At 61.2% G+C, this 24,152-nt stretch carries 13 protein-coding genes; 6 read left to right on the top strand and 7 right to left on the bottom strand.

Annotated elements, in window-relative coordinates:
* Window positions 1-168 precede the first annotated feature (168 nt).
* The 4 genes from JNK74_22655 (at window position 169) to JNK74_22640 (ending at window position 7,714) form a co-directional block, all read left to right on the top strand.
* On the top strand, window positions 169-3,498 hold the full coding sequence (locus tag JNK74_22655; protein ID MBL7648988.1) for an NPCBM/NEW2 domain-containing protein: 3,330 nt from the start codon (window positions 169-171) through the stop codon (window positions 3,496-3,498).
* A 219-nt stretch (window positions 3,499-3,717) separates the two neighbouring features.
* Window positions 3,718-4,665 (top strand): hypothetical protein, encoded by a 948-nt coding sequence (locus JNK74_22650; protein ID MBL7648987.1) that lies wholly within the window; start codon window positions 3,718-3,720, stop codon window positions 4,663-4,665.
* 78 nt (window positions 4,666-4,743) lie between these two features.
* The gene (locus tag JNK74_22645) at window positions 4,744-7,185 is read left to right on the top strand and encodes a PD40 domain-containing protein (GenBank protein ID MBL7648986.1); all 2,442 of its coding nucleotides are present in this window, start codon (window positions 4,744-4,746) and stop codon (window positions 7,183-7,185) included.
* 43 nt (window positions 7,186-7,228) lie between these two features.
* On the top strand, window positions 7,229-7,714 hold the full coding sequence (locus JNK74_22640; protein ID MBL7648985.1) for a hypothetical protein: 486 nt from the start codon (window positions 7,229-7,231) through the stop codon (window positions 7,712-7,714).
* A gap of 322 nt (window positions 7,715-8,036) precedes the next feature.
* On the opposite strand, the gene JNK74_22635 is transcribed toward JNK74_22640, so the two are convergent.
* The 3 genes from JNK74_22635 to JNK74_22625 form a co-directional block, all read right to left on the bottom strand.
* On the bottom strand, window positions 8,037-10,415 hold the full coding sequence (locus JNK74_22635) for a carboxypeptidase regulatory-like domain-containing protein (protein ID MBL7648984.1): 2,379 nt from the start codon (window positions 10,413-10,415) through the stop codon (window positions 8,037-8,039).
* Between the two features lie 354 nt (window positions 10,416-10,769).
* Window positions 10,770-11,336: a hypothetical protein gene (locus JNK74_22630; GenBank protein ID MBL7648983.1), complete on the bottom strand. Its 567-nt coding sequence runs from the start codon at window positions 11,334-11,336 to the stop codon at window positions 10,770-10,772.
* Window positions 11,337-11,354: 18 nt separating this feature from the next.
* Window positions 11,355-12,470 carry a hypothetical protein gene (locus JNK74_22625; protein ID MBL7648982.1) on the bottom strand — a complete coding sequence of 372 codons (1,116 nt, stop codon included), beginning with the start codon at window positions 12,468-12,470 and terminating at the stop codon, window positions 11,355-11,357.
* A gap of 588 nt (window positions 12,471-13,058) precedes the next feature.
* On the opposite strand from JNK74_22625, the gene JNK74_22620 reads away from it, so the two are divergent.
* Complete coding sequence (locus JNK74_22620; protein MBL7648981.1) at window positions 13,059-14,582, top strand: hypothetical protein; 1,524 nt, start codon at window positions 13,059-13,061, stop codon at window positions 14,580-14,582.
* 297 nt (window positions 14,583-14,879) lie between these two features.
* Here JNK74_22620 and JNK74_22615 read toward each other — a convergent pair whose 3' ends face one another.
* The 3 genes from JNK74_22615 to JNK74_22605 form a co-directional block, all read right to left on the bottom strand.
* Window positions 14,880-15,746: a DUF1080 domain-containing protein gene (locus tag JNK74_22615; GenBank protein MBL7648980.1), complete on the bottom strand. Its 867-nt coding sequence runs from the start codon at window positions 15,744-15,746 to the stop codon at window positions 14,880-14,882.
* A 403-nt stretch (window positions 15,747-16,149) separates the two neighbouring features.
* Window positions 16,150-18,330, bottom strand: a complete 2,181-nt coding sequence (gene recQ / locus JNK74_22610; GenBank protein MBL7648979.1) for a DNA helicase RecQ — start codon at window positions 18,328-18,330, stop codon at window positions 16,150-16,152.
* Between the two features lie 184 nt (window positions 18,331-18,514).
* Window positions 18,515-20,623 (bottom strand): hypothetical protein, encoded by a 2,109-nt coding sequence (locus JNK74_22605; protein ID MBL7648978.1) that lies wholly within the window; start codon window positions 20,621-20,623, stop codon window positions 18,515-18,517.
* A gap of 357 nt (window positions 20,624-20,980) precedes the next feature.
* Here JNK74_22605 and rmuC point away from each other — a divergent pair, with 357 nt between their 5' ends.
* Entirely contained in the window at window positions 20,981-22,501 is a 1,521-nt protein-coding gene (gene rmuC / locus JNK74_22600) for a DNA recombination protein RmuC (GenBank protein ID MBL7648977.1), read from the top strand.
* A gap of 300 nt (window positions 22,502-22,801) precedes the next feature.
* On the opposite strand, the gene thiH is transcribed toward rmuC, so the two are convergent.
* Window positions 22,802-23,926, bottom strand: a complete 1,125-nt coding sequence (gene thiH, locus JNK74_22595) for a 2-iminoacetate synthase ThiH (protein MBL7648976.1) — start codon at window positions 23,924-23,926, stop codon at window positions 22,802-22,804.
* Window positions 23,927-24,152: the final 226 nt, after the last annotated feature.

Below are 24,152 nucleotides of genomic sequence, written 5' to 3'. Positions count from 1 at the left end.
CATGATCGAGGATGACAGGGGACAGAATCATCTAACGCTCGAGCACCACGGCCCCCGACGCAACCCCGACGCCAGGTATCCAACGCCCGCCCGACGAATCGCCCACTACCGCAGGTGATTCACACGCTGCCCCGCTCCACGGCCTATTACGGGGGAGGATTTATGTACATGAACGCAACGCGCTTCTACGTACACTGGGTACCCATGCTGGCGGCCCTCGTCGCCCAGCCCGCCCTTACCCAGGCACATGATTGCCTCGGGGAAGTCCACCAACCCGTCCTGACGAAAACGGTTCAGGGCTGGGGCACACTGGGGATGGACACCGCCACCGCCGCGCCCGGCAAACCGCCCGCCCCCCTTCGAATTGGCGAGACGGTCTACGATCACGGTATCGGCCACCACGCGCCGGGCGAACTCGTGTACACCCTGCCTTCCGGAACCTGGACAGCCTTTACCGCCGAGGTCGGTGTCCAATGGCAGGGCGGCGGAAAGGGCAGTGTGGTGTTTCAGGCCTATGTCGATGCCGAACTGCGCTTCGACAGCGGCCTCATGACCGATAGCGATGCACCGAAGGCGGTCGAGGTCTCCCTGGCGGGGGCCCGCGAGTTACGACTCGTTTCGGCGGACGGCGGCGACGGCATCAGTTGCGATATGGCCAACTGGGCCCTGGCGCGACTCCACCGCGATCCCGATGCCCTCCGCTTTGACCCGCCCTCTCTTCATTTCGGCGGAGCCGCGGCCCCGGCACCCAGCGCCGAGGTGGCGGGCTTCTCCCTCATCGCCAACGATCAAGGCCCCCAGGCCGCGCGGCTGGGCAGCGACGCCTTCGCACTCTGCCTGCGCGATGGTGAGACCGTCGAATCGCTCATTCCCGTTGCGAATGCGCCGGAATCCTTCACGGTGAAGGCCACCCTTGATCTGCTCCAGGGCGACGGCGTGGACGCCAGTCTGGCTATCGACGGCGGCACAATCCAGTCCAAGCTGTTGAAGCCCGGCGCCAATGAAATTGCCCTCGCGGTGAATGGGGCCAGCAAGGATCTCGCGCTGCGCCTGCGCACCCGGGGCAGCGGCGCGGAGTGCCTCGTGCGTTGGCGAAATCTTCAGTGGGTCGGCCCTTCGGGGACGCTCCCGCTCCACGCCCTGCCCGAGGCTTCCGCCGGAGAGGTTTATCCGCCGCCCGTGCTCCCCACCCTGCGCCCCGCCATGGAATCCATGCTCGTCGAATGGGATTGGCGCATGCAGGACGGTATCGGCACCGAGCGTGAACCTGTGACCTATGGGACCGCCATCGAGCGACTCCTCACGCGGGGCGATCGCCTCGTGGCGGATCTCCAGGGAGGCAGCACGCTCCCCGTGGAGACGCTGACAGCCTGGCAGGCCCTGCGCGACCGCTATTCCACCCTCGCCAGCACCGCGACCGATGCGCAAGATCCGGCCTGGGAGCAACTGTGGCGGGAAGCCCACCAGCTCCGTCGCCAGATCGCCCTGGCCAATCCCCTGGCCGATGTGGGCCCGCTCCTCTTCACCAAGCATGTCTCTTCGGACATGAGTCACCAACTCACCCAGTACTATGGCCGATGCGCCCGGCCGGGCGGCGGGCTTTTCGTGCTGGATACCCCGGGGCAAAGCATGGCCGCCCGCAGCCTCACGGCGGGCCAGCTCCCGGAAGGCAGCTACATGCAGCCCGAGGTCTCCTATGCGGGCGACCGAATTCTCTTTGCCTTCTGCGCGGTGACGAGCATGATCCCGAAAACCGATCCGGGGCGACTCCAGCGCTTCTATCACCTCTACGAGATCCAGCCCGACGGCACGGGACTCCGCCAGATAACCGAAGGGCCCTATAACGACTTTTCCCCTAAAGAGCTTCCCAGTGGCAAGCTCATTTTCATCTCCACGCGGCGCGGTGGCTTCCACCGCTGCGGCGCGGGCCCCTGCGATGTCTACACCCTGGCCACCGCCGAAGCCGATGGCAGTAATCCGCGCACCATCTCCTACCACGAGACCCAGGAGTGGGATCCCGCCGTTCTGGAGGATGGCCGGGTCATCTACACGCGCTGGGACTATGTGGATCGCAACGCAGTTCACTACCAGCAGCTCTGGACCACACGCCCCGACGGCACTTCGCCCCTGGCCTACTATGGCAACAATACCCTCAGCCCCGTGGGCGTGTGGGAGGCACGCTCGGTCCCCGGCTCGCCCCACGTGATGGCGACGGCCGCCGCCCACCACGCCATGACCGCCGGCTCGATCATTCTCCTCGATACCACCAAGGGGATCGACGGCGCGGAGCCCATCACGCGCCTCACCCCGGACGCGCCCTTCCCCGAGAGCGAGACCCACGTGCGCCCCAGCAACTGGCACGCACCGGGAAGCCCCGCGGAATACGTCACGCCGGAGGAGGAAAAGCGCTGGCCCGGTCACTGCTATCGGAGCCCCTGGCCCCTCTCAGAAGACTACTTCCTCGCGGCGTACAGCTTCGACGCGCTCATCGGCGAACCCGACGGAAACCGCGCCAACATGTTTGGGCTCTACCTGGTGGACGCCTTCGGCAACAAGGAACTCCTCTACCGGGATCTGAACATCGCCAGCCAGTGGCCCGTACCGATCCGTCCGCGCCCCCGGCCCCACGTGCTTCCGGGCATGCTGGATCCCGGACTGGGACAGGAAGGCACCTACTACGTGCAGAATGTTTACGAGAGCAACGTTGCGCTTCCCGCCGGTGCTGTCAAGGCCATGCGCATTCTTCAGGTGCTGCCCAAGACCACGCCCAATGCGAACAACCCCTCCGTGGGCCTCGCCAACGCGTCGCCCGGCAAGCAAGTGCTCGGCACCGTGCCCGTCGAGCCCGATGGCTCCGCCTATTTCCGCGCGCCCGCGGGCATACCTTTGAGTTTTCAGGTGCTGGACGAACACGGACAGTCCATCCACACCATGCGCAGCGTCACCTATCTTCAGCCGGGCGAGAAAGCCTCCTGCGTGGGCTGCCATGAGAATCGCATGACTGCGCCACCCCATGTGCCCGCGGGCATCGCCCTGAACCGTCCGCCCTCCACCATCACGCCGGGGCCGGACGGCTCCAGGCCGCTGAGCTATCCGATCCTGGTCCAACCGGTGCTCGATCGCCATTGCGTATCGTGCCACGGTCAGAATCAGGAGGCCGTACCCGGCAAAACCCCCATCGTGCTGACCGGCGCGCCGGAGGGGCACTACACGAAATCCTACGAGGTCCTGGCGCGGCGCGTACCCTTCTCCGCGTGGGGCCCGAGCCTGGAAGCCAACAGCGAACCCGCCGCCGGCGCCGACCGCTTTGGCGCGCGGGCCAGCGAACTCATGACCATGCTCCGGGCCGGACACGAAGGCGTCCAGCTTCAGCAGGAAGACTTCGACCGTCTAGTGACGTGGATGGATGCCAACGCCCTCTTCTACGGCACCTTTTCGCCGGAAGACCAGGCGCGCCAGCAACGGGGCGAGCGCATCGAAGGGCCGGCGCTGGAGTAATTTCAAGATCATGTACCCCATCGACCGCCGACAGATCGGTGAACGTAGCGAATCCACATTGCAAAGATTTCAGCGAAGTTTCCCATGAAGTTCGATCACCAACAATTCGCGTTTATTCGCGTTCATTCGCGGTTCCAAACTCTTTTCATCACATGCCATAAAAATTTGCGCGGATTTGCGTAAATTTGCGGTTCAACGTTCAGGCGGGAGAATGATCAAATGCGTCGTGTACTACCTTCATTGACTGGGGCCCTGGCCCTGTTCGTTTTCTTGACGGGCCAAGCCCCAGCCCAGGAAAGCGCCGCTTCCGAGTCCATTCAGACCGGTAAAGGTCATCGCTTTGCCGCTGCCGACTACAGCGGCAGCAAAGTCTTCGTGGTCAATGCGGATGGCGCGGTGGAATGGGAGTACGATACCGGCGGTGCCTGCGATGAGATCTGGATGCTGCCCAACGGCAACCTGCTCTTCAACACCGGCACCGGCGTGACTGAAGTGAATCAGGCCAAAGAAGTGGTCTTCCGCTACAGCGCCCAGGCCGAGATCTACGCCTGCCAGCGCCTGGCCAATGGCAACACCTTCATCGGCGAATGCAACACCGGGCGATTGCTCGAAGTGGATCCCGCAGGGAAAGTCGTGAGCGAGTTGCGCCTCCTGCCCGAGGGCACGGACGGCGGACACGTCTACATGCGTAATGCGCGCAAGCTGGCGAACGGCAACTTTCTCGTTGCCCATTCCGGTGAAGAGATCGTGCGGGAGTATGGGCCGGACGGCAAGGTGCTTCGGGAAATTCCCGCCCCCGGCGGCCCCCACACCGCCATCCGCCTGCCCAACGGCAACACCCTGATCAGTTGCGGCGACATGCACCAGGCCGCCATGGCCATGGAAGTGGACCCGGACGGCAAGGTCGTCTGGAAAGTGGAGCATGACGAGCTTCCCGGCATTTCCCTCAAGTTCATCGCCGGTATCCACCGCCTGCCCAATGGCAACACCGTCCTGTCGAACTGGGTCGGCCACAACCAGTTCGGGAAAGCGCCCCACCTCATCGAAGTCACTCCGGACAAGAAAGTGGTGTGGACCTTCCAGGACCACAAGACGATGAAGACCATCTCCAGCGTCCAGATTCTCGACGTGCCCGGCGACCCGACCGCCGGGGAGGTATTGCATTGATCGACTGAACACGATCACGCCCAACGCCCTGCGGCTTCCCGCGCGGGCACACAGGGCGGTGAATAAGGAGTTCCAGCCTTGAAACGCTATTCGCGATCCCCCCTGCGCCCGACGTTGGCCTGTATGGGCCTGCTGCTGGTAATCTCGTCTTTCACGGGCGCTCCGGCCACGGCCGAGGATCCTCCAATCGCGGAGGCGGACCTCCAGTATGAATTGCTCCTTCAGAACCTGGGGCGCCGCGAGGCCATTGCCGCGCTGGGACCTCAGGTGCTCCATACGGCGGCCCTCATCCAGGCGACAGACCGCGATCCCCTCGACATCGTACTCCGGCGCACGGACGCCCTGCTGTCGGATCTCATTGCGAACCCCACACCCGAACTGCCCGCGCTCAAGGACAGGCTTGATGCACTGGTGCTGCGCGCTGCCAGCGTCCCGGTTGAGTCTCTGGAGGCGCGGCGCGCCCTGTATTACGAGGCCTGTCAACTTCGCCGGACAATTGCCTTCTCGAACCCCCTCCTCGATTTTGACAACCTGCTCTTCCTGAAGCGCCACCGCGCGACTTTCAATCACATGTGCGACCAGTACTATGGCGTCAATGCCCGACCCGGCGGCGGACTCTTCAAACTGGCCGCGCCCTTTGATAATACGTCCGCCGCGACCGATATCCTCAGCGCCTCCGTCGTAGAAAGCGGAAGGCTGGCGGGTCAGTCGCTTGCGGGAGGCTCCTTTCTCTCCCCCGATCTCTCCTGGGATGGTCAGCAGATTCTCTTCGCGTACACGGAGTGCACCGAAGATACCGCCCACCAGTTTCACACCGACGCGACCCGGGGCCACTGGAGTCAGGGCCGGAGCTTCCACCTATTCAAGGTCAATACCGACGGCTCCGGGCTCTCCCAACTAACCGACGGCACCTGGAACGACTTTGATCCCTGCTGGATGCCGGATGGCCGGGTCGCGTTTATTTCCGAACGCCGGGGCGGCTACCTCCGCTGCGGGCGGGTCTGCCCCACTTACACGCTCTACGACATGGCCCCGGATGGTGCGGACATGCGCTGCCTCAGTCCCCACGAGACCAACGAGTGGAATCCCAGCGTCACCCACGATGGCAAGCTTATCTACACGCGCTGGGACTATGTCGACCGCCATGGCTGCGTCGCCCACCACCCCTGGATCACCACGCCGGACGGACGCGATTCCCGGGCCGTCCATGGCAACTTCAGTCCGCGCAAATCGCGGGCCGATATGGAACTGGACATCCGCGCTGTTCCCGGCTCCCACAAATATGCGGCTACAGCGGCGCCCCATCACGGCCAGGCCTTCGGTTCGATCATTCTGGTGGATCCCCGGGTAAAGGACGACGACGGTATGGCCCCGGTAAAACGGGTGACGCCCGAGGTGGACTTCCCGGAATCGCAGGGCGGGGCCCAGGTCTACGGCACGCCGTGGCCTCTGAGCGAGAACTACTTCCTCTGCGCCTATGACGGGCGCATGAAGCCGGAGCAGGGGCGGCAGGGCAACGAGGATCTCGTGGGCAACTACGGCATCTACCTCGTGGACGCCTTCGGGAACCGCGAACTCCTCTACCGCGATCCGGAAATCTCCTGCCAGAACCCCATCCCCATGCGGGCCCGCGTTACACCGCCCGTAATCCCCTCGCCCCTCCCCGACGACCCCACCGCGCAGGCCACGGTGGCGCTCGTCAATGTCTATGAAAGCCAGACCCCCTGGCCTGAGGGAGCGAAAATCGCCGCGCTGCGCGTCTACCAGATCATCCCCATGTCGGTGCCTTCGGGCGAACCACCCCACGAAATCGGCATGCGACTGCCCGGAGAGGAAGGCGCGGACTCCGTCATCCTCGCGCGTTATGTTCTCGGCACCACGCCTGTGGAGGCCGACGGAAGCGCTCATTTCATCGTGCCGCCCAATGTGGAACTCTTCTTTCAAGCGCTCGACGAAAACGGCCTCGCCGTCCAGTCCATGCGCTCCTCCACCTATCTGAAACCCGGCGAGAGGCTCTCATGCAACGGCTGCCACGAGCAGAAGTCCGCAGCGCCTGCCATCACCAACAACAAGCCGATTGCTCTTCAGCGCGCGGCCCTGCCCCTCACACCGGATGTGGACGGAACCAATCCCTTCAGCTACCCGCGCCTGGTTCAACCGGTGCTGGACAGCAAGTGCGTGAAGTGTCATCAGGAGAATGAGAAGGCCCCGCGCCTCGATGGCGAAGTGGTGGCGGACGGGGCCAAAATATGGACGGCCTCCTATCATAGTCTTGCGCCCGATTTCGGATACTGGCAGTACGGAAACCCCCATCGCACCACGCCCGGAAAATTCGGTGCGAGGGCCTCGCGCCTCTATGCCCTCCTGACCGAAGGCCACTACGGCGTGGAACTTTCGGATGAGGAATTGCACCGCCTGACGGTGTGGCTGGATTCCTGCTCGGTATTCTACGGCGTGTATGAGAAGGAAGGTGGCGCGGCCCAGCTCCGGGGCGAAATCGTCCATCCCACCCTGCAGTAAGGATCCATCGTCGCAGGAGTGGATCACAACAAGGTGTTCCGAAATGAGAAATCTGTTCTTCGTCCTGATTGCCTTGGCTCTTGTTCTCGGGGCCAGCGCCCAGGAGCCCCTGCCCCTCCGCGCCGACGGTTCCATCACCCTGTGGAACGTGGCCGGCCCCCTGCCCAACGGACCCATCATGGCTCACGGCAAGCAGTGCGTGGGCTTCTACAAGGACTATCTGGAAAAAGCCGGCGGTGAAAGCGGCGCCAATCCCGCCGAAGGCGACAACATCGCCCTGGACTCGGGAGGGGAGATCGCGTGGCGGGGCGTATTCAGTGAAGCCTCCGGCCTGCTGAATTTCAACCGAATCTTCGAAATCGCCTCGGAAGCCCCGGCAGTGGCCTATGCCTTCTGCCGCCTCGTTAGCGACGGCGATCAACCGATCGTCCTAATCCTGGAAACAGACCGCGATCCCCTCGACATCGTACTCCGGCGCACGGACGTCGCGATGGAAACGTGGAACTTGGCGCCCTTGGTGGGGTCGTAGCGTCGGGGCATCTGCATGGGGTTTTCCCTCCCTGAAAATGAGTCCGGTTGTGGGGAGGAATTGATGTACCTCCCTATAGATTGGGATCGGACGTTGACGTGGCGCGCGGGGAAGGGATTGGCGGATATGGGGCTAGGGTGCTGTGCGGTGGAAAATGGACGTTGAGATGGCACCGAGGATGGGGACTGCGGCCGGCGGGCTCGTGTCGTCAGTATTGCGGGTGAGGTGGTCGGTGAATCGGGGTCGAAGATCCGCGGCAGGAGGACCGTACCCGTGAAAGAAATGTCGCGGCAAGACCTCCGCGTTGTTCGCGACGTTTTTTTTACTCCGCTTCCACGGTTTCGGGTTCGCGCGAAGTACCGCTCTGGATCAGCGCGATTTCGACGATGCCGTCGGAGTCAATGCTTCCTACGAACTCGCCGATGCCCGCCGCACGATGGAAAGCGCTCAAATGCACGACACGGTCCGCTTCCGGTGCCCACAGTTCGAACTGCCCTTCCGAATCCGTGACCATCGCGGCATATCCGGTGAGCCGCTCAGCCCCGTCTGGAAGGGCCCCCAGAAAAATGGCTGTGCCCGGGACAGGACGACCCTCCCCATCGATCACGCGCCCTAGAATGGGTGATCTTTTCTCCAGCACGATGATCACATCATCGGCTTCGTAGCCGGGCGCTACCCGACCCACCGTGGCCCGGCCCATGGCGTAGCCCGATGCCCGCGCGACCACATCGTAGTCTCCTTCGTCCACGGCGAGACTATAGGCCCCTTCGGAATTCGAGAAGTACTTAAAGGGCACAACGAAGAGACCCAAAGAATCGACATCAACACCTGATTGAACAACCACGACTTCAAAATCCGTGATGGGAACATTCTTCTTTGTGACTACATAGCCGCGGATGCTCAATCGACTGGAAAGTACGATGTTGACGTCTCTGGCCCCTGCCTGAATATCGCGTACGACAGCATCGGAATAGCCAGTTGCGGATGCGGTGATGGCATAGGTGCCCTCGGACAGCCCCTTGAAGCGGAAGGTGCCGTCGACCGCCGTCTGGCCCATGGATTGTGAGGAGGTATTCAGACCGTCTTGTTGATCCAGACGGAGATTGGCGGCTCGCGGCGAACCTCCGTCGTCAACCACACGTCCTGCGATCTCCAGGAAATCTTCCTGCTGGAAAACCAGCCGCAAATCGCGGATCTGCTGGCCCTCCTTCATGTGAATCTCGAAAATGGATTGTCCAGTACCCTGCTCGGGCAGGGCGCCGATCCGATAGCTGCCTGCCGCCACATTTGGAAAGAGGAAGCGGCCCTTGGCATCGGTCGCTGTGCGGTTCGTCGTGTGGTAACTGCCTTCATCCGCTAATGAGAGAGAAAGCTGGCCGCGGAAAGGTTGGCTTCGACTGTCCACCACGACACCCGCAATCAGTCCTTCGCACGGGATTTCCAAAACCAGCTCCACCTCCGACAATCCCTCGGGCGGAATGTCGAGGGTGTATTCGGGAGAACGTGCGCTTGTGGTACTGGCCAGAACCTTGATCGTCTCGCCGCCATTCAAGCGTGCCAGCGTAAACGCGCCATCCTTCCCCGTGGTCTGCTGATCCTGCCATCCCGCTTGCCTCCCGTGAACAAAGGCCCCCTCAACCGGATTGCCTCCGGTATCAACGACATGGCCCGACACCACAATGCCGCGCCCCAGCAGAATGGTTACCCCCTCAATGTTCTCGCCGGGCATGACCGTAACCATCAGCGGATTCAAACCACGGCCGGAACGAGAATATCCCGGGGCTTCCTTGGGATATACCTGATACGTACCCGGATTCAGTCCCATGACCGCAAAGCGTCCCTCGCCATCCGACGCTTCCGACAGGTGGCTGAGTCTGCTCCCATCCTCCAGAAGGGCCTTTACGATAACCTCGGGAACTCCGCTACCGCTGTCCTGATCGATCACATGCCCATGGAGCGTTCCGCCCTGCACCAGTTCGAGCACCAGGCCCTCCTGCGCTTTGTCGGCAACAGAGATTCGGACGGGGGCATCCTTTACAATTCGGCCCGCCTTTTCCCCGCGCAATTCGTAATTCCCCGGCCCTACTGTTTCGAAGGTGAAGACACCTTCTTCATCCGAGCGCGCCGCCACTTCGGGTGCATTGCTCCCGGCAGTCGCCAGCGTCAGCCTTACATCCATTGCAGGTGCAGACCGCTCCACGATCCGCCCAGACACGGAAACCCCCGCGTCCAGTTGGATCAGGGCCTCTCGCGTACCGGATGGGAATGTAGCAGAAGTGGTCGCGGCGAAACCCTGCGCCGCCGCCTGAAGCACCCAGTCTCCCTCCTCCAAGTGGAGCAATGAAAACTTTCCCTGTCCGTCTGTCACCACCCCGTTGCTTTGTATTTCCTCGCGCCGTAGTGCGATTCCGTCATGACGCAGCGGGTACACCACCGCAGCAGCCAAGCCTGTGCCGGTAGCATCTACTACGCGCCCTGCAATCCCGGTGGGATCGTGAAGGACGAGCAGAACGTCCGCCACCGGAGTCTCGCGGGTGAGGGAGCAGGTCGCCCAGGCAATTTGGCCTTCCGCCTCGGCCTCCACCGCATAGCGGCCGTAAGGCAGGTTCTCGATGGTGAATTCACCCTGTTCGTTCGGCTGGATCAGCGCGTCGCCACCATCCGCACCGTGGGTCGTACCGAACACTTCCTCGGAGACCAAGCGGACACTAACACCAACTCCCGCACCTGGTGTCCCATCACTATGGTAGGCTCTGCCTCGAAGCGTACATGGATTGGAATTCGCGGAAATCGGCCTGGAAGACATGGCCCGCTGGGCCTCGGGCACCGGCGGTACAGTCGGTGCCAGCGGCGTCCTCACCTGGTACCCATCCAACTGGGAAGTGCTCTGAACCGGTGACAGATTGCGACGCGACGAAAGGGCGAACACGACAGCGATCACGATTGCAGCGATACACACAAACAGCAAAGTCCTGACTCTGCTCATACGAGAATCCTGGTAGAACTCGCGCGTCGTGATTCTTCACTTCGGACGATCAACTCCACGGGCTCCTGGTCAGTTGATGATGCCCATCGCTTCTATCTCGAATGTTCTCTTGTAGGTACCGGCAGATACCTCGACTCGCAACAAAGCAATAGACACCTTACTCTTCGGATCGTCAGGAGGAACAAGCTCAAACTCCAATGGGTAGATGCCATTCCTCTCTTCCAGCAAACGCCAACTACTTGCGGTCCCCTTCAAGTATTCAACCTTGGACACACTGATCGGATTACCGTAAGGTGACCTGAACTCTGCAGTAACCATCGTTTTCTTATTGCGCTCGATCAGCCCTGCAGCCAGTCTATCACTGACGATTTCGATGGGACATTCAACATATCCCTTAACAGGCAGTGTATAGATCAACTGCTCACGATCATTTGTGACTATTTCTACTGTAGAGGTAAAAGTCCCATACCCCAAAGTTGAGGCGGGTTTAAGACTTACTGTGCTCATTCTTTCCATTGAATAGTTTTGGAGATCGGCCTCACCAATTTCTTTGTCGTAACGGATGTCCTCAATTCTAAAATCTGCGCCTGCTGGCCATGGAAAATCCAGAGTTCTAACGACTGTCCCCCGCGACACACATCCATTTTCTAGTGTTCATGGTTCAATCTCCTTTAGGGTTGGTTTCTTCATACCCGACACATTACTCTCGACTTCATGTTGCGCTTCAGAAATTGCCTCCCTCCTTTCCTTTGGGAGAATCTCCCACGGCACCCATTGCCCTTCCCAAAAACCTTTTACAGTTCGTTGTCTTCCTCTACTCGAGTACTCATACATAATCGCCTTCTCTTTGTCGAAACCCATGGCCTCCAGCGTAAACTCTTCGTCGACCTTCAGGTTTCCCACGTGCACTTCATTGACTTGCAGCGACATTTTTTCGTCTCGCTCTGAAATACTACGTGTGGCGGATTTCGGGAACCAGACTCCATCACCCAAGTCCTGAAACTGCGTCTTGACAATATAAAATGCTTCGCCCTTTTCATTGAATGTAGAAGATTCCGATACAAGAAAACCGCATTGAGGATCTAGTACCGTTACCGAGCATGGTCTTGCAAACCCCTCCGTTATATAGTCGCTCTTAATCGTGTATTGTGACCGCCCGGCGGCGGAAGATTCGAGTGGGGTCCATTGGAAGGCTGGCGGCTCATGGAGCATCTCGAACTCAAAAGCTTTCCTGAGACTGCGAGTGGTGCTGTATCGCATTCCGAATTCGAAAATATCCGGGACAGGACACGTTTCGAGCACTTGGTTCAACGCCGGATACAGATTGGCCCGATCGTCGATTCGATAGAGCTGGAGCTGTCGACCATCCTCGATATAGAGCGCGCAGTACGTATCATTTAGGACGGTAATCGTGTTTCGCTCGCGTATTTCGCCGGTATCCGTCCACGTATGCTTCATTCTCTGGTCTTGTCGAAAGAGACCGTTGTGTTTCCAATACTTTGATCTTCCATCGGTCACCATGGCACCGGAAAGCGCTTTCCCAACGCCCACGGAAACGAGTTCCATGGTTTGGGTTGTGTGCCAGGAGAAATCTACATAAAGCGGGCTCGACTCGATCTTCCGGACGGTTGCCTCGTTTTGCGTGATGAGGGTCTTGAGGAGTGCGTCCTGCTCTTCAGTGATTGCCGGGACCTGAGCAAATGCGGGGGAGAAAAAGGTAACGCAGGGGGAGAAGATTAAGGAAAGAAGTAGAGTGTTGAATCGTGACATCGTTTTTCTCCCAAACTAAGACATTGTCGTTTTTCATTCCCTAATCTCAACCCGCTCGAAGTTCACTATTGTGTAAACTGCCGTCATACTATCAATCTGAATACCTTCTCTAGTTACATCCCAGCATACAGATAGGCTGGATGGCAATATGAGCATGGTCAAATGAGGGAATAAGGCACGTGAAGACGAAGGCGCTACGGAGTATGACATGATGGCGTACGAACAGGAACATGGCGGAAGCCCTCTTCCTTGATGTTATGAGCCCGATATTCTTCTGATACTGCCGCGACATGTGCCGCTGAATTCGAATCTATACCTGTCGAGGGAAAATGTCAAGGACTTTTATTCCGTTCTCGAATACTGTGTTGCATGGAATCTGCCTAATCCTCGTTTAGCAGGATTTTGAGACTGACACTCGCCCGAACGCGTCCCGATTTGATACACGGATGGCCCCCGCGCCGGGCCCTGCCCCCGGATTGCACCGCGCCGCAGACCCTTCGCAGGGTTTGACCCTGTCCGCCGTCGGCCAGTAGACTCAACGCAGTGAATGGTCTATTGGCTGCCCTATTTCCAGACAGGAATCTCCCCATGCGCCTGCGTTATTTCAGTCTCGCACTGCTCCTTCTTTCCACGCTTACGGCGCGCCCCGCCCTCGCCCAGCCCACCGCGCCGCTGCGGGCGGGCGCGGCGAAGAGCGATATCTCCCGCGTGGAGGCGGGCCTCCGAATCAACGACCCCGTATACGCCAAGGCCCTCGTGCTCGCGCAGGGCGATACGAAGGTTGCGATCATCGCGATGGACGTCACGGCCATCGGCGGCATTGGCGAAGTCACCGACGCCTTCCTTCCGGAGCTGCGCGCCAGGCTTGAAGCGGAGCTGGGCATCCCACCGCTCCACGTGCTGGTGAACGCCTCTCACAACCATCCGCCCCTTAATTTCCTGTGCTCCCACGAGGAGCAGGTGGCCCGGGCTTTTGACGCCGTTAAGCGGGCCCACGACGCCTTGGAACCCGTCACCGCGGGTGCGGGAGCGGGCGAGGAAAAGCGCATCTCCATGAACCGCACGCTCCGCCTGAAAGATGGCACGGGCTGGACCATCCGCCACAGCAATCCTTCTCCGCCGGACGACGTGGTGGAGAGCGTGGGGCCGGTGGATCCGGAGATCGGCGTGCTGCGGCTCGATCGCGCCGACGGCTCGACCCTGGCCGTACTCTACAACTTCGCGTGCCACCCTTATGTCACCGTGCCGGAGGGCGGCGTGACTTCGGACTACCCCGGCTTTGCCTCGGAGGTGATCGAAGACAACCTGCCCGGCGCCATGGCGATATTCATTCAGGGCGCGGGCGGCGATATCACGCCGATTCTCTACAAGGACGTGAACCGCGCGCGGGACTCGGCGCCGGAAGGGCGCATCCTCGGGCTGAGCACGCTGAAGGCCGTGCGGGCGGTCGAAACAAAGCCCGCCAACCTGAAGGTCGTCAACGAAGCGCTGCCCCTGCCGCGCAAGGCCGACTTCGAAGAGCGCATCGCGGCGTTTAAGGAGGAAGAGACTCAGTTGCTCGCTTCCCTCCGGGGCATGAGCCTGAACTTCAAGACCTTCGTGCCGCTGTACATGAAGCACCTGATGGACCCGGAGCATCCCCTGGACTATTCCTACCGCTACCTGCAGTCTGCGTCCATCGGCGAGAACGAATTCGGCATGATCGACCAGCAGAATCGGGATTACCTCGCGAAGTACATGAAGAACATCCGCACGATGGAAGAACTGACCCGGATCCAGGACGACATCGCCACGCTGCGGCGGCACCAGAAGATCAACGCGGACTCGGGCGAGACCACCGTGGCCACGGAAGTCATGGGCCTGCGCATCGGCGACTTCGTGCTGGTGAGCTCGCCCACGGAAATGCTCACGACGGTGGGGCTGAATGTGAAGGGCGCGTCGCCCTTCGAGCACACGTTCATTTCCGCCTACAGCAACGGCTACATCCACTACGGCCCGCCGGCCTCGGAATACGCCATGGGTGGCTATGAAGCCGTGGAGTGCCTGCTGGCCCCCGAGTGGCAGGCGCTGTATGAGGCGAAGGCGGCCGAAGTGCTGAAGGCACTGGAGTGACCAGGGGACTGACGCGCCCAACGATACCAGGCAGATCCAGTGGCCCCGGAACCAGACACGCTCGGCAACGCGAGCATGATACGTCGCCGGGCGTGGCTGTCCCGTCGCGCGGGAAGTAGACCCCGCTCTTTCTGCACGCCATTGCAACAGGCAACATGTACCGCGCGAAGTATTGCCGAAAAGTGAAGACTTCCCCGCTGACGACGGGACAGCCACGCCCAACGGCATCACGCCCATCCATCGCAAAAGGACTTGCAATCTAGGGGTACGTCGATCACCCCGGCGTATATGGGCGCGTCAGTCCCTGAGTTCCCGCACCCAGACATTGCGGAAGGACACCGGGTTGCCGTGGTCCTGGAACTGGAGGGGGCCCTTGTCGCCGTGGGCGACGTATTCGCTGATGGAATGGCTGCCTTCCCACCCGTTGCCGCCGCTCAGCTCGATGTTGTCGTGGACCAGCACGCCGTTTTGAATTACGGTGAAGGTGGCGCGCTTCACAACCTTGTCGCCTTCAAAAATCGGGCGGTGGAAGATGATGTCGTAGCTCTGCCATTCGCCGGGCTTGCGGCAGGCGTTCACCAGCGGCACATTGCGTCCATAGAGCGCGGCGCACTGGCCATCGGGATAAGTCGTGTTGTTGTAGGAGTCGAGAACCTGCACTTCGTACTGGCCCATGAGAAACACGCCGCTGTTGCCCCGGCCCTGGCCTTCGCCCTCGGGCACGGCGGGCGTGGCGAATTCCACGTGCAACTGGCACGAGCCGAACTGCTGCTTCGACTGGATGTAACCGGAGTCCTCCGTGGGCTGCATCACGCCGTCCTTCAGGATCCACTTCGTCGCCGAGCCGTCCGTCGCCGTCCAGTTGTCCAGGCTCGTGCCGTCGAAAAGCACGATGGCATCGGACGGCGCGGGCGTGATGACACCGCTCTCCGGCGCGGGGCCGGGCGTCACGATGGGCGGCTGGGGCACGATCTTCGGGTCGGTCTCGTGAACCATGATTCCGTCGATGGTCATGTACTTCACTTCTTCCATCTCGCCCTTGTCGTTCTTCTCCATCTTGGTCCAGCGCTTAACGACGGGCTTGTCGAAGTCCGCGTGGGCGGCGGTGAAGGTGAAGGTGGCGGTGAGAAGGGCGGCTGTTAAGATTGCTATCTGCTTCTGCATGGGAAGAAAATCTCCTGTGGGGTAGGTTGAACCGCTAAACAGTAATATACGGACCAGCAAAAGCGCAACCGGGTTTTGGAAGACGCGGTCTTTTCCGTGAACTTCCGTGTCATTCCGTGGTCAATAAGATCGGGACCAAGGAAGGGCACGGAATTTCTCGGAAAAAGGAAAGGCCGTAATATTTCAGTCGTCTGAAGTCAGGCAGAAAACTCAACCACGAATGGACACGAACCCACACGAATAAGAAATCGGGATCGCGTCCTCGAAATTAGCTTTTTCACAGGCCCACCGCTCAGCAGCCAGACAACAAAGAGGGGGATAGACCTCAAAGAACTCAAAGAGCACAAAAGTGAGCCTGTTATCGTTCTATTTGAGTCCTTTGAGGTTATTTCAATTTCAGACGTTACACCACGCCCTCGTTCTCCAGGCAGGCGATGACGACGCTGATCAGCTCGACATCCACCTCGCGGTTGAGGCGCTCGAATAGATCCTCCATGGGACGCTTGCCGATCTCTTCCACGGCATAGGCGATATCCTCCGCGACCACGGGATCGACCCACTCGGTGGGATCGGTGATGCCGTTGGCGCGGATGTATTCCTTGAGCAGCATCGTCGCCTGGAAACTGGAGCGGTTGAGGTGCTCCGCCACTTCGGCGATGCCCCAGCCCTGTTTGTAGAGGGCGAAGGCTTCGTCGCGGGCTTTGTTCGGCTTGGCGGCTTTCTCGGTCTTCGCAGCGGACTTTTTCTCGCCCGTGTATTGCTGAATGACAGGCAGAAAGCGGGCGGCGTAGTCCGCGCACTTTTTCTCGCCCACGCCGCTGACCTGCAGGAACTCCCTCTTGTTCCCCGGCTTTCGCCGCGCCATGTCGCGCAGGGCGGCATCGCCGAAAATGGCAAAAGCCGGAATTCCGCTTTCCTGGGCGATTTCGCGGCGCAGGGCGCGGAGGGCCTCGAAGAGGGCCTTGTCCACGCCGGACCAGGACTTGGCGGAGGCGGCGGATTCGCGGGAACGCGCGCGCGGGCCTTCGGCGGGCTTGAGCAGTCGGGGCGTCTCTTCGCCGCGCAGGAGCAGGCGTCCTTTGGTTGTTACTTCGAGGATGCTGTACTCCCCCGCCTTGCGGAGGTAACCCTGGGAGGCGAGTTGCTCGATCCAGTTGCGGATATTCTTCGCGTCGTGCTCTTGCAGCAGCCCCCAGGTGCTCAGTTTGTCGTGGCCCTTTTCCAGCACGCGGGCCTCGCGGCTGCCCGTGAGGATCAGCGTGGTGTAGCTCGGTCCGGCGACGTCCCCAAGGCGCACGACGCAGGACAGGATCTTCTGCGCAATGACGAGGGCGTCTTTCACCATGTCCGCGTTGCCCAGGCAGAGATCGCAGGCGCCGCAATGGGTCTTCTCGATCTTCTCGCCGAAGTAGGCCATGAGCACGCGGTGTCGGCAGGTGACGCCCGTGCAGTAGTTGTACATGTCGTTAAGCTTGGCGCGCGCGATCTTCTTCGACGCTTCGTCCTGGTCTTTCAGCAGGTATTCCCAGAGGCTGAAGTCGGTGCCGGAATAGAGGAGGCGGCATTCCGCTTCGAGGCCGTCGCGCCCGGCGCGTCCACTCTCCTGCTGGTAGTGCTCGATGGTTTTGGGCATGCCCGTGTGGACCACATAACGCACGTCGGGCTTGTCGATGCCCATGCCGAAGGCGACGGTGGCCACGATAATCTCTGCACCCTCGCGGGAGAAGGCCTCCTGGTTTTTCTGGCGCGTGGCGGCATCCATCCCCGCGTGGTAGGGCAGGGCGGCGTGGCCCTTCGCGTTGAGCTGCATGCACAGCTCCTCCACCTTCTTGCGCGTGATGCAGTAGATCACGCCCGATTCGCCTTTGTGGCGCTCGACGACTTCGAGGACCTGGGCGACTTCATCGGTGCGGCGTTCGGCGGCATAGACGAGGTTGGGCCGGTCGGCCGAGGCCACGAGGATCTCGGGGTTCTTCAACTTGAGGGACGCGCACACATCGGCACGCACCTGGGGCGTGGCCGTGGCGGTGTAGCCGTGGAAGGCGATCTCGGGAAAGGCCCCGCGCAGGCTTTCCAGCGCGCGGTATTCCGGCCGAAAATCATGGCCCCACTGGCTGATGCAGTGGGCCTCGTCGATGGCGACAAAGGACACCTTCAACTGCTTCAAGTATTCTATGAAGTCAGGCTTCACCACGCGCTCGGGGGCGACATAGAGGAGCTTCACCTGGCCCGCCTGGATCAGTTCATGGGTCTCGCGCCGCTCCCGAACGGTGAGGCTGCTGTTGATGCAGGCCGCGCCAGCCCCCACGGCGCGCAAGCCGTCCACCTGGTCTTTCATCAATGAAATCAGGGGGGAAATGACAATCGCCATGCCGTCCAGCGCCAGGGCGGGCGCCTGATAACACAGGGATTTTCCCCCGCCCGTGGGCAGCACCACCAGGGAGTCCCGCCCCGCAATCACGGACTCCATGGCCTTTTCCTGGAGAGGACGAAGGCTCCCATAACCCCAGAAACGGCGCACGATTTCCGCAAGATCGACGGATTGCGGCGCAGGGGTTGGGGTGTTGGCGGAGGGTGTGATCATGACGGCGATACTTTAGCACAGGCAGGGCCTTGGGTGCGCTCTGAGGTACCGTCATCCCGCGCAGCGAGGCACGCTCCGAAGCTGTATGACCATTTGAGATGGAATGGTTACCGAAGGTGGGTTAACCTTCGGCAGACTTTCGTGAATGACATAAGACTCGTCTATGCCCGTTGTATATCCCTTATCATATGCTCAAGAAAGCCATGCCCCAGGGCTCGATGGTTGGGAGAGTGAAACGGGACTCTCCTGATTGTGTTGCGCTTGCGGCGACGGCGCTCTGGGTGCCGTGGTTGTCGTAGAAAGTCAGTGTTGGCTGTTGGGTGCGCACGATGATTTCGATGGCCTCGGCGGGATCGCCGTAGGCGTTTAAGAGGGCGATGGCGAATCGGTCGGGCGCGGTCTCGCGCACCCAGAGGTTGATGCGGTGGAAGGAGGCGATGTGGGCGGCGAGGGTATCTTTCGATAACCATTGCATGACGGCTTTGAGCTGAGAGGACTTGCTGAGGTTCTGCATTTGTTCCCAGGGGTAGTAGCCCGCGACGCAGATGCGGCCGCCAAGCTTGTTCTCGAAGAGCCCCGTGCAGCATGGGGCGATTTCGTTGTAGGTATAGTCCACGATGCGGGAGAGGGAGATCGTCCCTTCAGCGGTTGGGCGCAGCAGGCTGGCGGGGGATTTGTAGAAGGACTGACGGCCGTTGCGGCGGCGTCCGGCGTAGTCGCCGTTGAGAACGTGGCTGGTCAACTCTTCGATGCAGTCGATGTGCTCGACCTTGTCCACGGCGAAGCCGGTGAGTTCGCCGTAGCCCAGATCGTTCAGGCGCGTGAGGGCGGGTCCGTCGATGTAGAGTCCGCCCGCGAGTGCCGACTCGATCTGGTTCGCGCTGAGGGCGAGGACGCCATCGCCGGAGAGGGCGGTGACGGCGGCGTGCTCCGCCGCGTAGGCCGCGGGCAGGCCGGTGGCCCAGAGTTCGTTGCAGTAGTTGGGGGAGCCGGGATCGCCGAGCCAAGGGCCGTCGGGGTTGGATGCGGCATAGGTGTCCTTCACCCAGCCGCTGTGCAGGCCCGTGGGCGCGACGCGGCCCTGGTGGGCGGCGAGTAGATCGAGGAAGGGTCGCGCTTCTTTCAAGCCCGCGACCAAGGGCGCATATTCGTCCAGCGGCTCGTCGTACATGGATAGCACGTTGAAGGCGGTGCCGGTGCAGCCTGCTGCGATGTAGGCGGCGGCTTCCATGGCCGTGGTGTGGATACTCTTCTTCAGGCGCTGATAGGGGAAGCTCTCCACTTCTGATTGGATCACGCGGACGTGCTGAGGGAGCAGGGCCACCTGGCGTCCCATGGCGTGGGCCTTGTCGGGGAAGTCGTCGAGACGATCTTCGCGATAGGCGCCGCCGCCGGGCCGCCACAGCACGGGGGAATGACTCGGGCCCGCGAGCACCTCGGCCCAGGTGTCGAAGTCGTAGCCTTCGTAGAATCGGTCGCCGGTCATGAAGCCGAGGGGCATGCCCGGCGCGGCCTTGTGCACCGTGCCCTCGATGAGGGCAAACAGCCGGCTCAGCGTGTCGCGATTGTGCTGCAGGAAGGCGCGCCGAAGTTGGAGGCGCTCTTCCAAGGTGCCCGCGCCGAAGGCTTCGCGGAGGCTGTCGCGCGTATAGGACGTTCTTACCTGTTTCGAGAATATCCCCACGCAGCGGTCGCAGAAACACGTGGCCCGAACGGGAGAATGGCCGAAAAGCCGGACGTCGTCGTCGATCCAGATGTAGTCGGGCTGTGTGGAAGGGAGGGCCTGGTAGACTTTGACGGCATACGCATGCAGCGCCGGATCGTTGGGGCAGATGGATCCGCGACAGACGTTGCCGTTGGGATCGGTGGCCGGGGTAAAGTCGCCCTGGAGGGAATTGGGCAGATTCTCTTCGTGGTGTCCGATGGTCGCGAGAATGTTGACGCCCGAGCGATAGCCCCGCGCGCGGGCCGATACCATCCGCGCCTGGAGCACGGTCATGCGCGCCAACATCACATCAAGCGGCAGGGGCGGATGGGTCTCGGAGGTGAAAAGGGTGACCTCGTCGGTCACGCCGCGATGGGCATCGAAGAGATCGAGGAGTTCGTTGAAGCGTGCTTCGTTGGCCCAGATGGGCTGTCCGATCCGAAAGCAGACGGAGGCTTTTTCGATGGCGTCCGGGCCTGCAAGAGGCGATGTTGGCGCCGCCAGGGCCTTGGGCTGGGCGAGGAATGCGGCGGCGGGAAGGCTCGCGACGCCGAGCTTCAGGACGGTTCTACGCGTGGGTTGGGACATGGGTTCCTGCTCCTGTGTGGTGATTTCGCAGGGTAGCATCTTTGGGTTGGGGAATACCATGGAAAGGCTTTAACCACGGAAGGGCACGGAATTTCACGGAATTGAAACAGGGATGTGTTGCACGCAAAGGCGCGAAGACGCTAAGAGATTTGACCACGGAGCACACTGAGGCACGGAGCGTTAACTATGGAGAGTGGAACGCTCGAATCCATAGATGCTTTTCTTCAAGAACCGTGTCTCGTTATCCCACTCTTCTCCGTGCCTTCGTGGGCTCCGTGGTTCAAGACAAAGCCGATATCGGTTTATTGTTATGATGGCGCAAGATGACGCGGAGTTGATCGGTTACGGGAGTGATGTATGGAATTGTGGCATTTATTTGCGGGTGTGGCGGGTGGCGCGCTGGTGGGTGGTGTCTTTGCGTGGCTGCTGGTGCGTGCCCAGTCGCAGGCGCGGGAGGCGGTGCTGTCGGGTCAGCAGGATCGGGCGCAGGGCGCGGCGGAAGAACGCATCCGTCAGTTGGAGAAGTATCTCGGCCAGTTGCAGCACAACGCGGAACAGGGGCGGCGCTCGCTGGAGCAGTATCAAGAGGCGTTGCAGACGGCCCGGGCGCGGCTGGCGGCGAGTCTGGAGCGCAACACGCGCGTTCCGGAGCTGGAGGCGCAACTGGCCAATGCCACAGCGGAATACCGCATGCTGCGGGAGGAGAACTCAACGCACAAATCGCGCATCTCGGAATTGTGCACGCTGCTGGACGATGAACGCCGCGCGGCGGACGAGAAATTCGCCATGCTGGAAGAGGCGAAGTCCCATTTCCGTGATGCGTTTTCGTCGCTCTCGGCGGAAGCGTTGAAGACCAACAATCAGTCGTTCCTCCAATTGGCGCGGGAGAACCTTGCGCAGTTTCAGGAGAAAGCCCAGGGCGATTTAACCACGCGGCAGAACGCTATCGGCGATCTGGTAAAGCCGCTGAAGGAGTCGCTGGAACAGGTCAACGCGCGGATCAATGCGGTGGAAAAAGATCGCGCCTCGGCCTATGCGCAGTTGACGGAGCAGGTGAAGGTATTGGCGGCGGGCCACGGTCAGTTGCAGGCGGAAACGGCGAATCTGGTGAAGGCCCTGCGTGCGCCCCAGTCGCGGGGACGCTGGGGCGAGATCCAGCTCAAGCGCGTGGTGGAGATGGCGGGCATGGTGGCGTGGTGCGACTTCGTGGAGCAGGAAAGCCAGGGCACGGAGCAGGGGCGGCAACGTCCGGACATGGTGATCAAGCTGCCGAACAACAAGCGGATCGTGGTGGACGCGAAGGTACCGCTGAAGGCCTATCTGGACGGTCTTGAGATGGCCGACGAGGCGGGACGCGCGCTCTGCGTGAAGGAGCACGCGCGCCATGTGGCCGCGCACGTGCAGCAGTTGGGCGCGAAGGCCTACTGGAGCCAGTTCGAGCAGTCGCCGGAGTTTGTGGTGCTCTTTTTGCCCGGCGAACACTTCTTCGGCGCGGCGCTGGAGCAGCAGCCCGATTTGATCGAGCGGGGCGTGGCGCACAAGGTGATCATCGCGACACCCACGACGCTGATCGCGCTGTTGCAGGCCGTGGCCTTTGGCTGGCGTCAGGAACAGCTCGCGGAGAATGCCCAGGCCATCAGCGAACTGGGTCAGCAGCTTTATGAGCGTCTCCGCACGCTGACGGAGCATTTTCACGAGCTGCGCAAGGGCCTGGATCGTGCTAACAACGCCTACAACAAGGCGGCGGGCGCCTTCGAAAGCCGGGTGCTGGTAAGTGCGCGGAAGTTCAAGGAACTCGGCGCGGCGAAGGGCGGGGATATCCCGGAACTGGAGGGCGTGGAGCAGGGGCCGAAGCGGCTGGTGGATGATGCGTCGTAGGGACTGACGCACCCACGGTAAAGCTGAAGACCTTCGTTGGCCACAATCAATCCATTACTCGAATGCGTGAACGTGATGTCGCAGGGTGTGGCTGTCCCGTTGTCGGGGGAGGTGACCACGATACCTATCGTCACGCAAGCAGACGACGTGTCGCCTGTTGAAGTTGCGATCGATGCAACCGGGTTGACCTCGCGCACGACGGGACAGCCACACCCGGCGACGTCCTGACGTTAATACACCGTGCTGATCGGGTCTGAGGGGGCACCCCCTTTCCATGGGGCACTGTGGGTGCGTCAGTCCCTAGGCGTGATCAAAGGCGCGGTCGAAGTCTTTCCAGACGGGGTCGTAGCCCGCGGCGCGGATGACTTCGATCACTTCCGCGGGGGGGCGGGTGTCTTCGATCTCGAATTGTTCGAGCACTTCGACGCCGCGCGTGGCGTAGCCGCCGGGGCGCGTGCTGGATCCGGCGCTCATGTGGGTGACGCCGAGAGGGATGAGTTTGTCGCGGAAGGACGGAGCTTCGCGGGTAGAAAGATTGAAGCCAACCTCGGGCAGAAAGAGGCGCATGGCGAGCATGCCCTGGACGAGATCGGCGTCGCTCACGAAGTCGCGCACCTGAAAGCGCTCGGGCATGTGGAGAATGCGGGGGAATGAAATGGAGATGGCCGACTGCCAGCACTGCTTTTGCAGGTGCCGGGCGTGGAGGCCGACCCAGAGCAACTCTTCCTGCCACTGGTGGAGGCCGAGGAGCGCGCCGATGCTGAGCTTGCGCACCCCGGCATTGCCAGCGCGCTCGGTGGCGTCGAGGCGGTAATCGTAGATCGATTTCTGGCCTTCGAGGTGGACCTGCTCATAGGTAGGCCGGTGGTAGGTCTCCATGTAGAGCGTGACGCCTTCGAGGCCGGCCTCGACGAAACGCTGGTAATCCGGCTCGTCCACGGCGTAGATCTCCACGGAGACTCCGCTGAAATATTCGCGGGCGATGGCGATGGACTCGGCGATGTATTCCACGTCCACCGCTTTGGGCGCTTCGCCGGTGAGGATGAGAATGTTCTCATAGCCCATGGCGGCGAGGGCGGCGCACTCCTTGTGGATTTCTGCCGGCTTCAGGGTGACGCGCTTTTCCTTATTGCCCGAGCGCACGGAGAAGCCGCAGTAGACGCAATCCGCCGCGCAGAGGTTGGAGATGTAGATGGGTGCGTAGAGCGAAATCGTGCGGCCGAAGTGCCAGCGCGTGAGGCGGTTGGCCTTGCGGGCCATGGGCTCCAGAAAATTCCTGGCCGCCGGGGACAGGAGCGCGGCGAGATCGGCGACGTCCAGGTCATCTTTGACGAGGGCGCGCTCAACGTCGGCTTGGGTGGCTTCCTGATAAAGGGGCTTGAGGCGCTCGGCGGGCCACTGCTCGATAAGGGGTTTGAAACTCATGGGAGGGGTACTTTCGATGGAAGCGGGGTGTGGGGAGAGGCCCGCGCACTACAGAGCGTATTTTAGCGGTTGGGAGACGGGGTTGTCCATGGCATGAGTCTAGAATCTGAGTGATCCCCAGTTTTCGATTCTTTGCAATTGTTTGTGTAGCAGATAGTTAGCTGTTGACGTAGCGCCAAATTTGATCAAAAATGGACTGAGCAGTTTCGATCTAGCGCCAAAACCT

This window comes from Candidatus Hydrogenedentota bacterium, from assembly GCA_016791475.1.
In the GTDB taxonomy this organism is placed as follows: Bacteria; Hydrogenedentota; Hydrogenedentia; order Hydrogenedentales; family JAEUWI01; genus JAEUWI01.
The sequence above is the reverse complement of the archived record's forward strand: the minus strand, read 5'-3'. Positions and strand labels throughout refer to the sequence as shown.

What these genes read in the sequence shown, in the direction of transcription:
- JNK74_22655 (MBL7648988.1), top strand. Translation starts at nt 169, where the DNA reads ATGAACGCAACGCGCTTCTACGTACACTGGGTACCCATGCTGGCGGCC.
- JNK74_22650 (MBL7648987.1), top strand. Translation starts at nt 3,718, where the DNA reads ATGCGTCGTGTACTACCTTCATTGACTGGGGCCCTGGCCCTGTTCGTT.
- JNK74_22640 (MBL7648985.1), top strand. Translation starts at nt 7,229, where the DNA reads ATGAGAAATCTGTTCTTCGTCCTGATTGCCTTGGCTCTTGTTCTCGGG.
- JNK74_22625 (MBL7648982.1), bottom strand. Translation starts at nt 12,470, where the DNA reads ATGTCACGATTCAACACTCTACTTCTTTCCTTAATCTTCTCCCCCTGC.
- JNK74_22620 (MBL7648981.1), top strand. Translation starts at nt 13,059, where the DNA reads ATGCGCCTGCGTTATTTCAGTCTCGCACTGCTCCTTCTTTCCACGCTT.
- JNK74_22615 (MBL7648980.1), bottom strand. Translation starts at nt 15,746, where the DNA reads ATGCAGAAGCAGATAGCAATCTTAACAGCCGCCCTTCTCACCGCCACC.
- recQ (MBL7648979.1), bottom strand. Translation starts at nt 18,330, where the DNA reads ATGATCACACCCTCCGCCAACACCCCAACCCCTGCGCCGCAATCCGTC.
- JNK74_22605 (MBL7648978.1), bottom strand. Translation starts at nt 20,623, where the DNA reads ATGTCCCAACCCACGCGTAGAACCGTCCTGAAGCTCGGCGTCGCGAGC.
- rmuC (MBL7648977.1), top strand. Translation starts at nt 20,981, where the DNA reads ATGGAATTGTGGCATTTATTTGCGGGTGTGGCGGGTGGCGCGCTGGTG.
- thiH (MBL7648976.1), bottom strand. Translation starts at nt 23,926, where the DNA reads ATGAGTTTCAAACCCCTTATCGAGCAGTGGCCCGCCGAGCGCCTCAAG.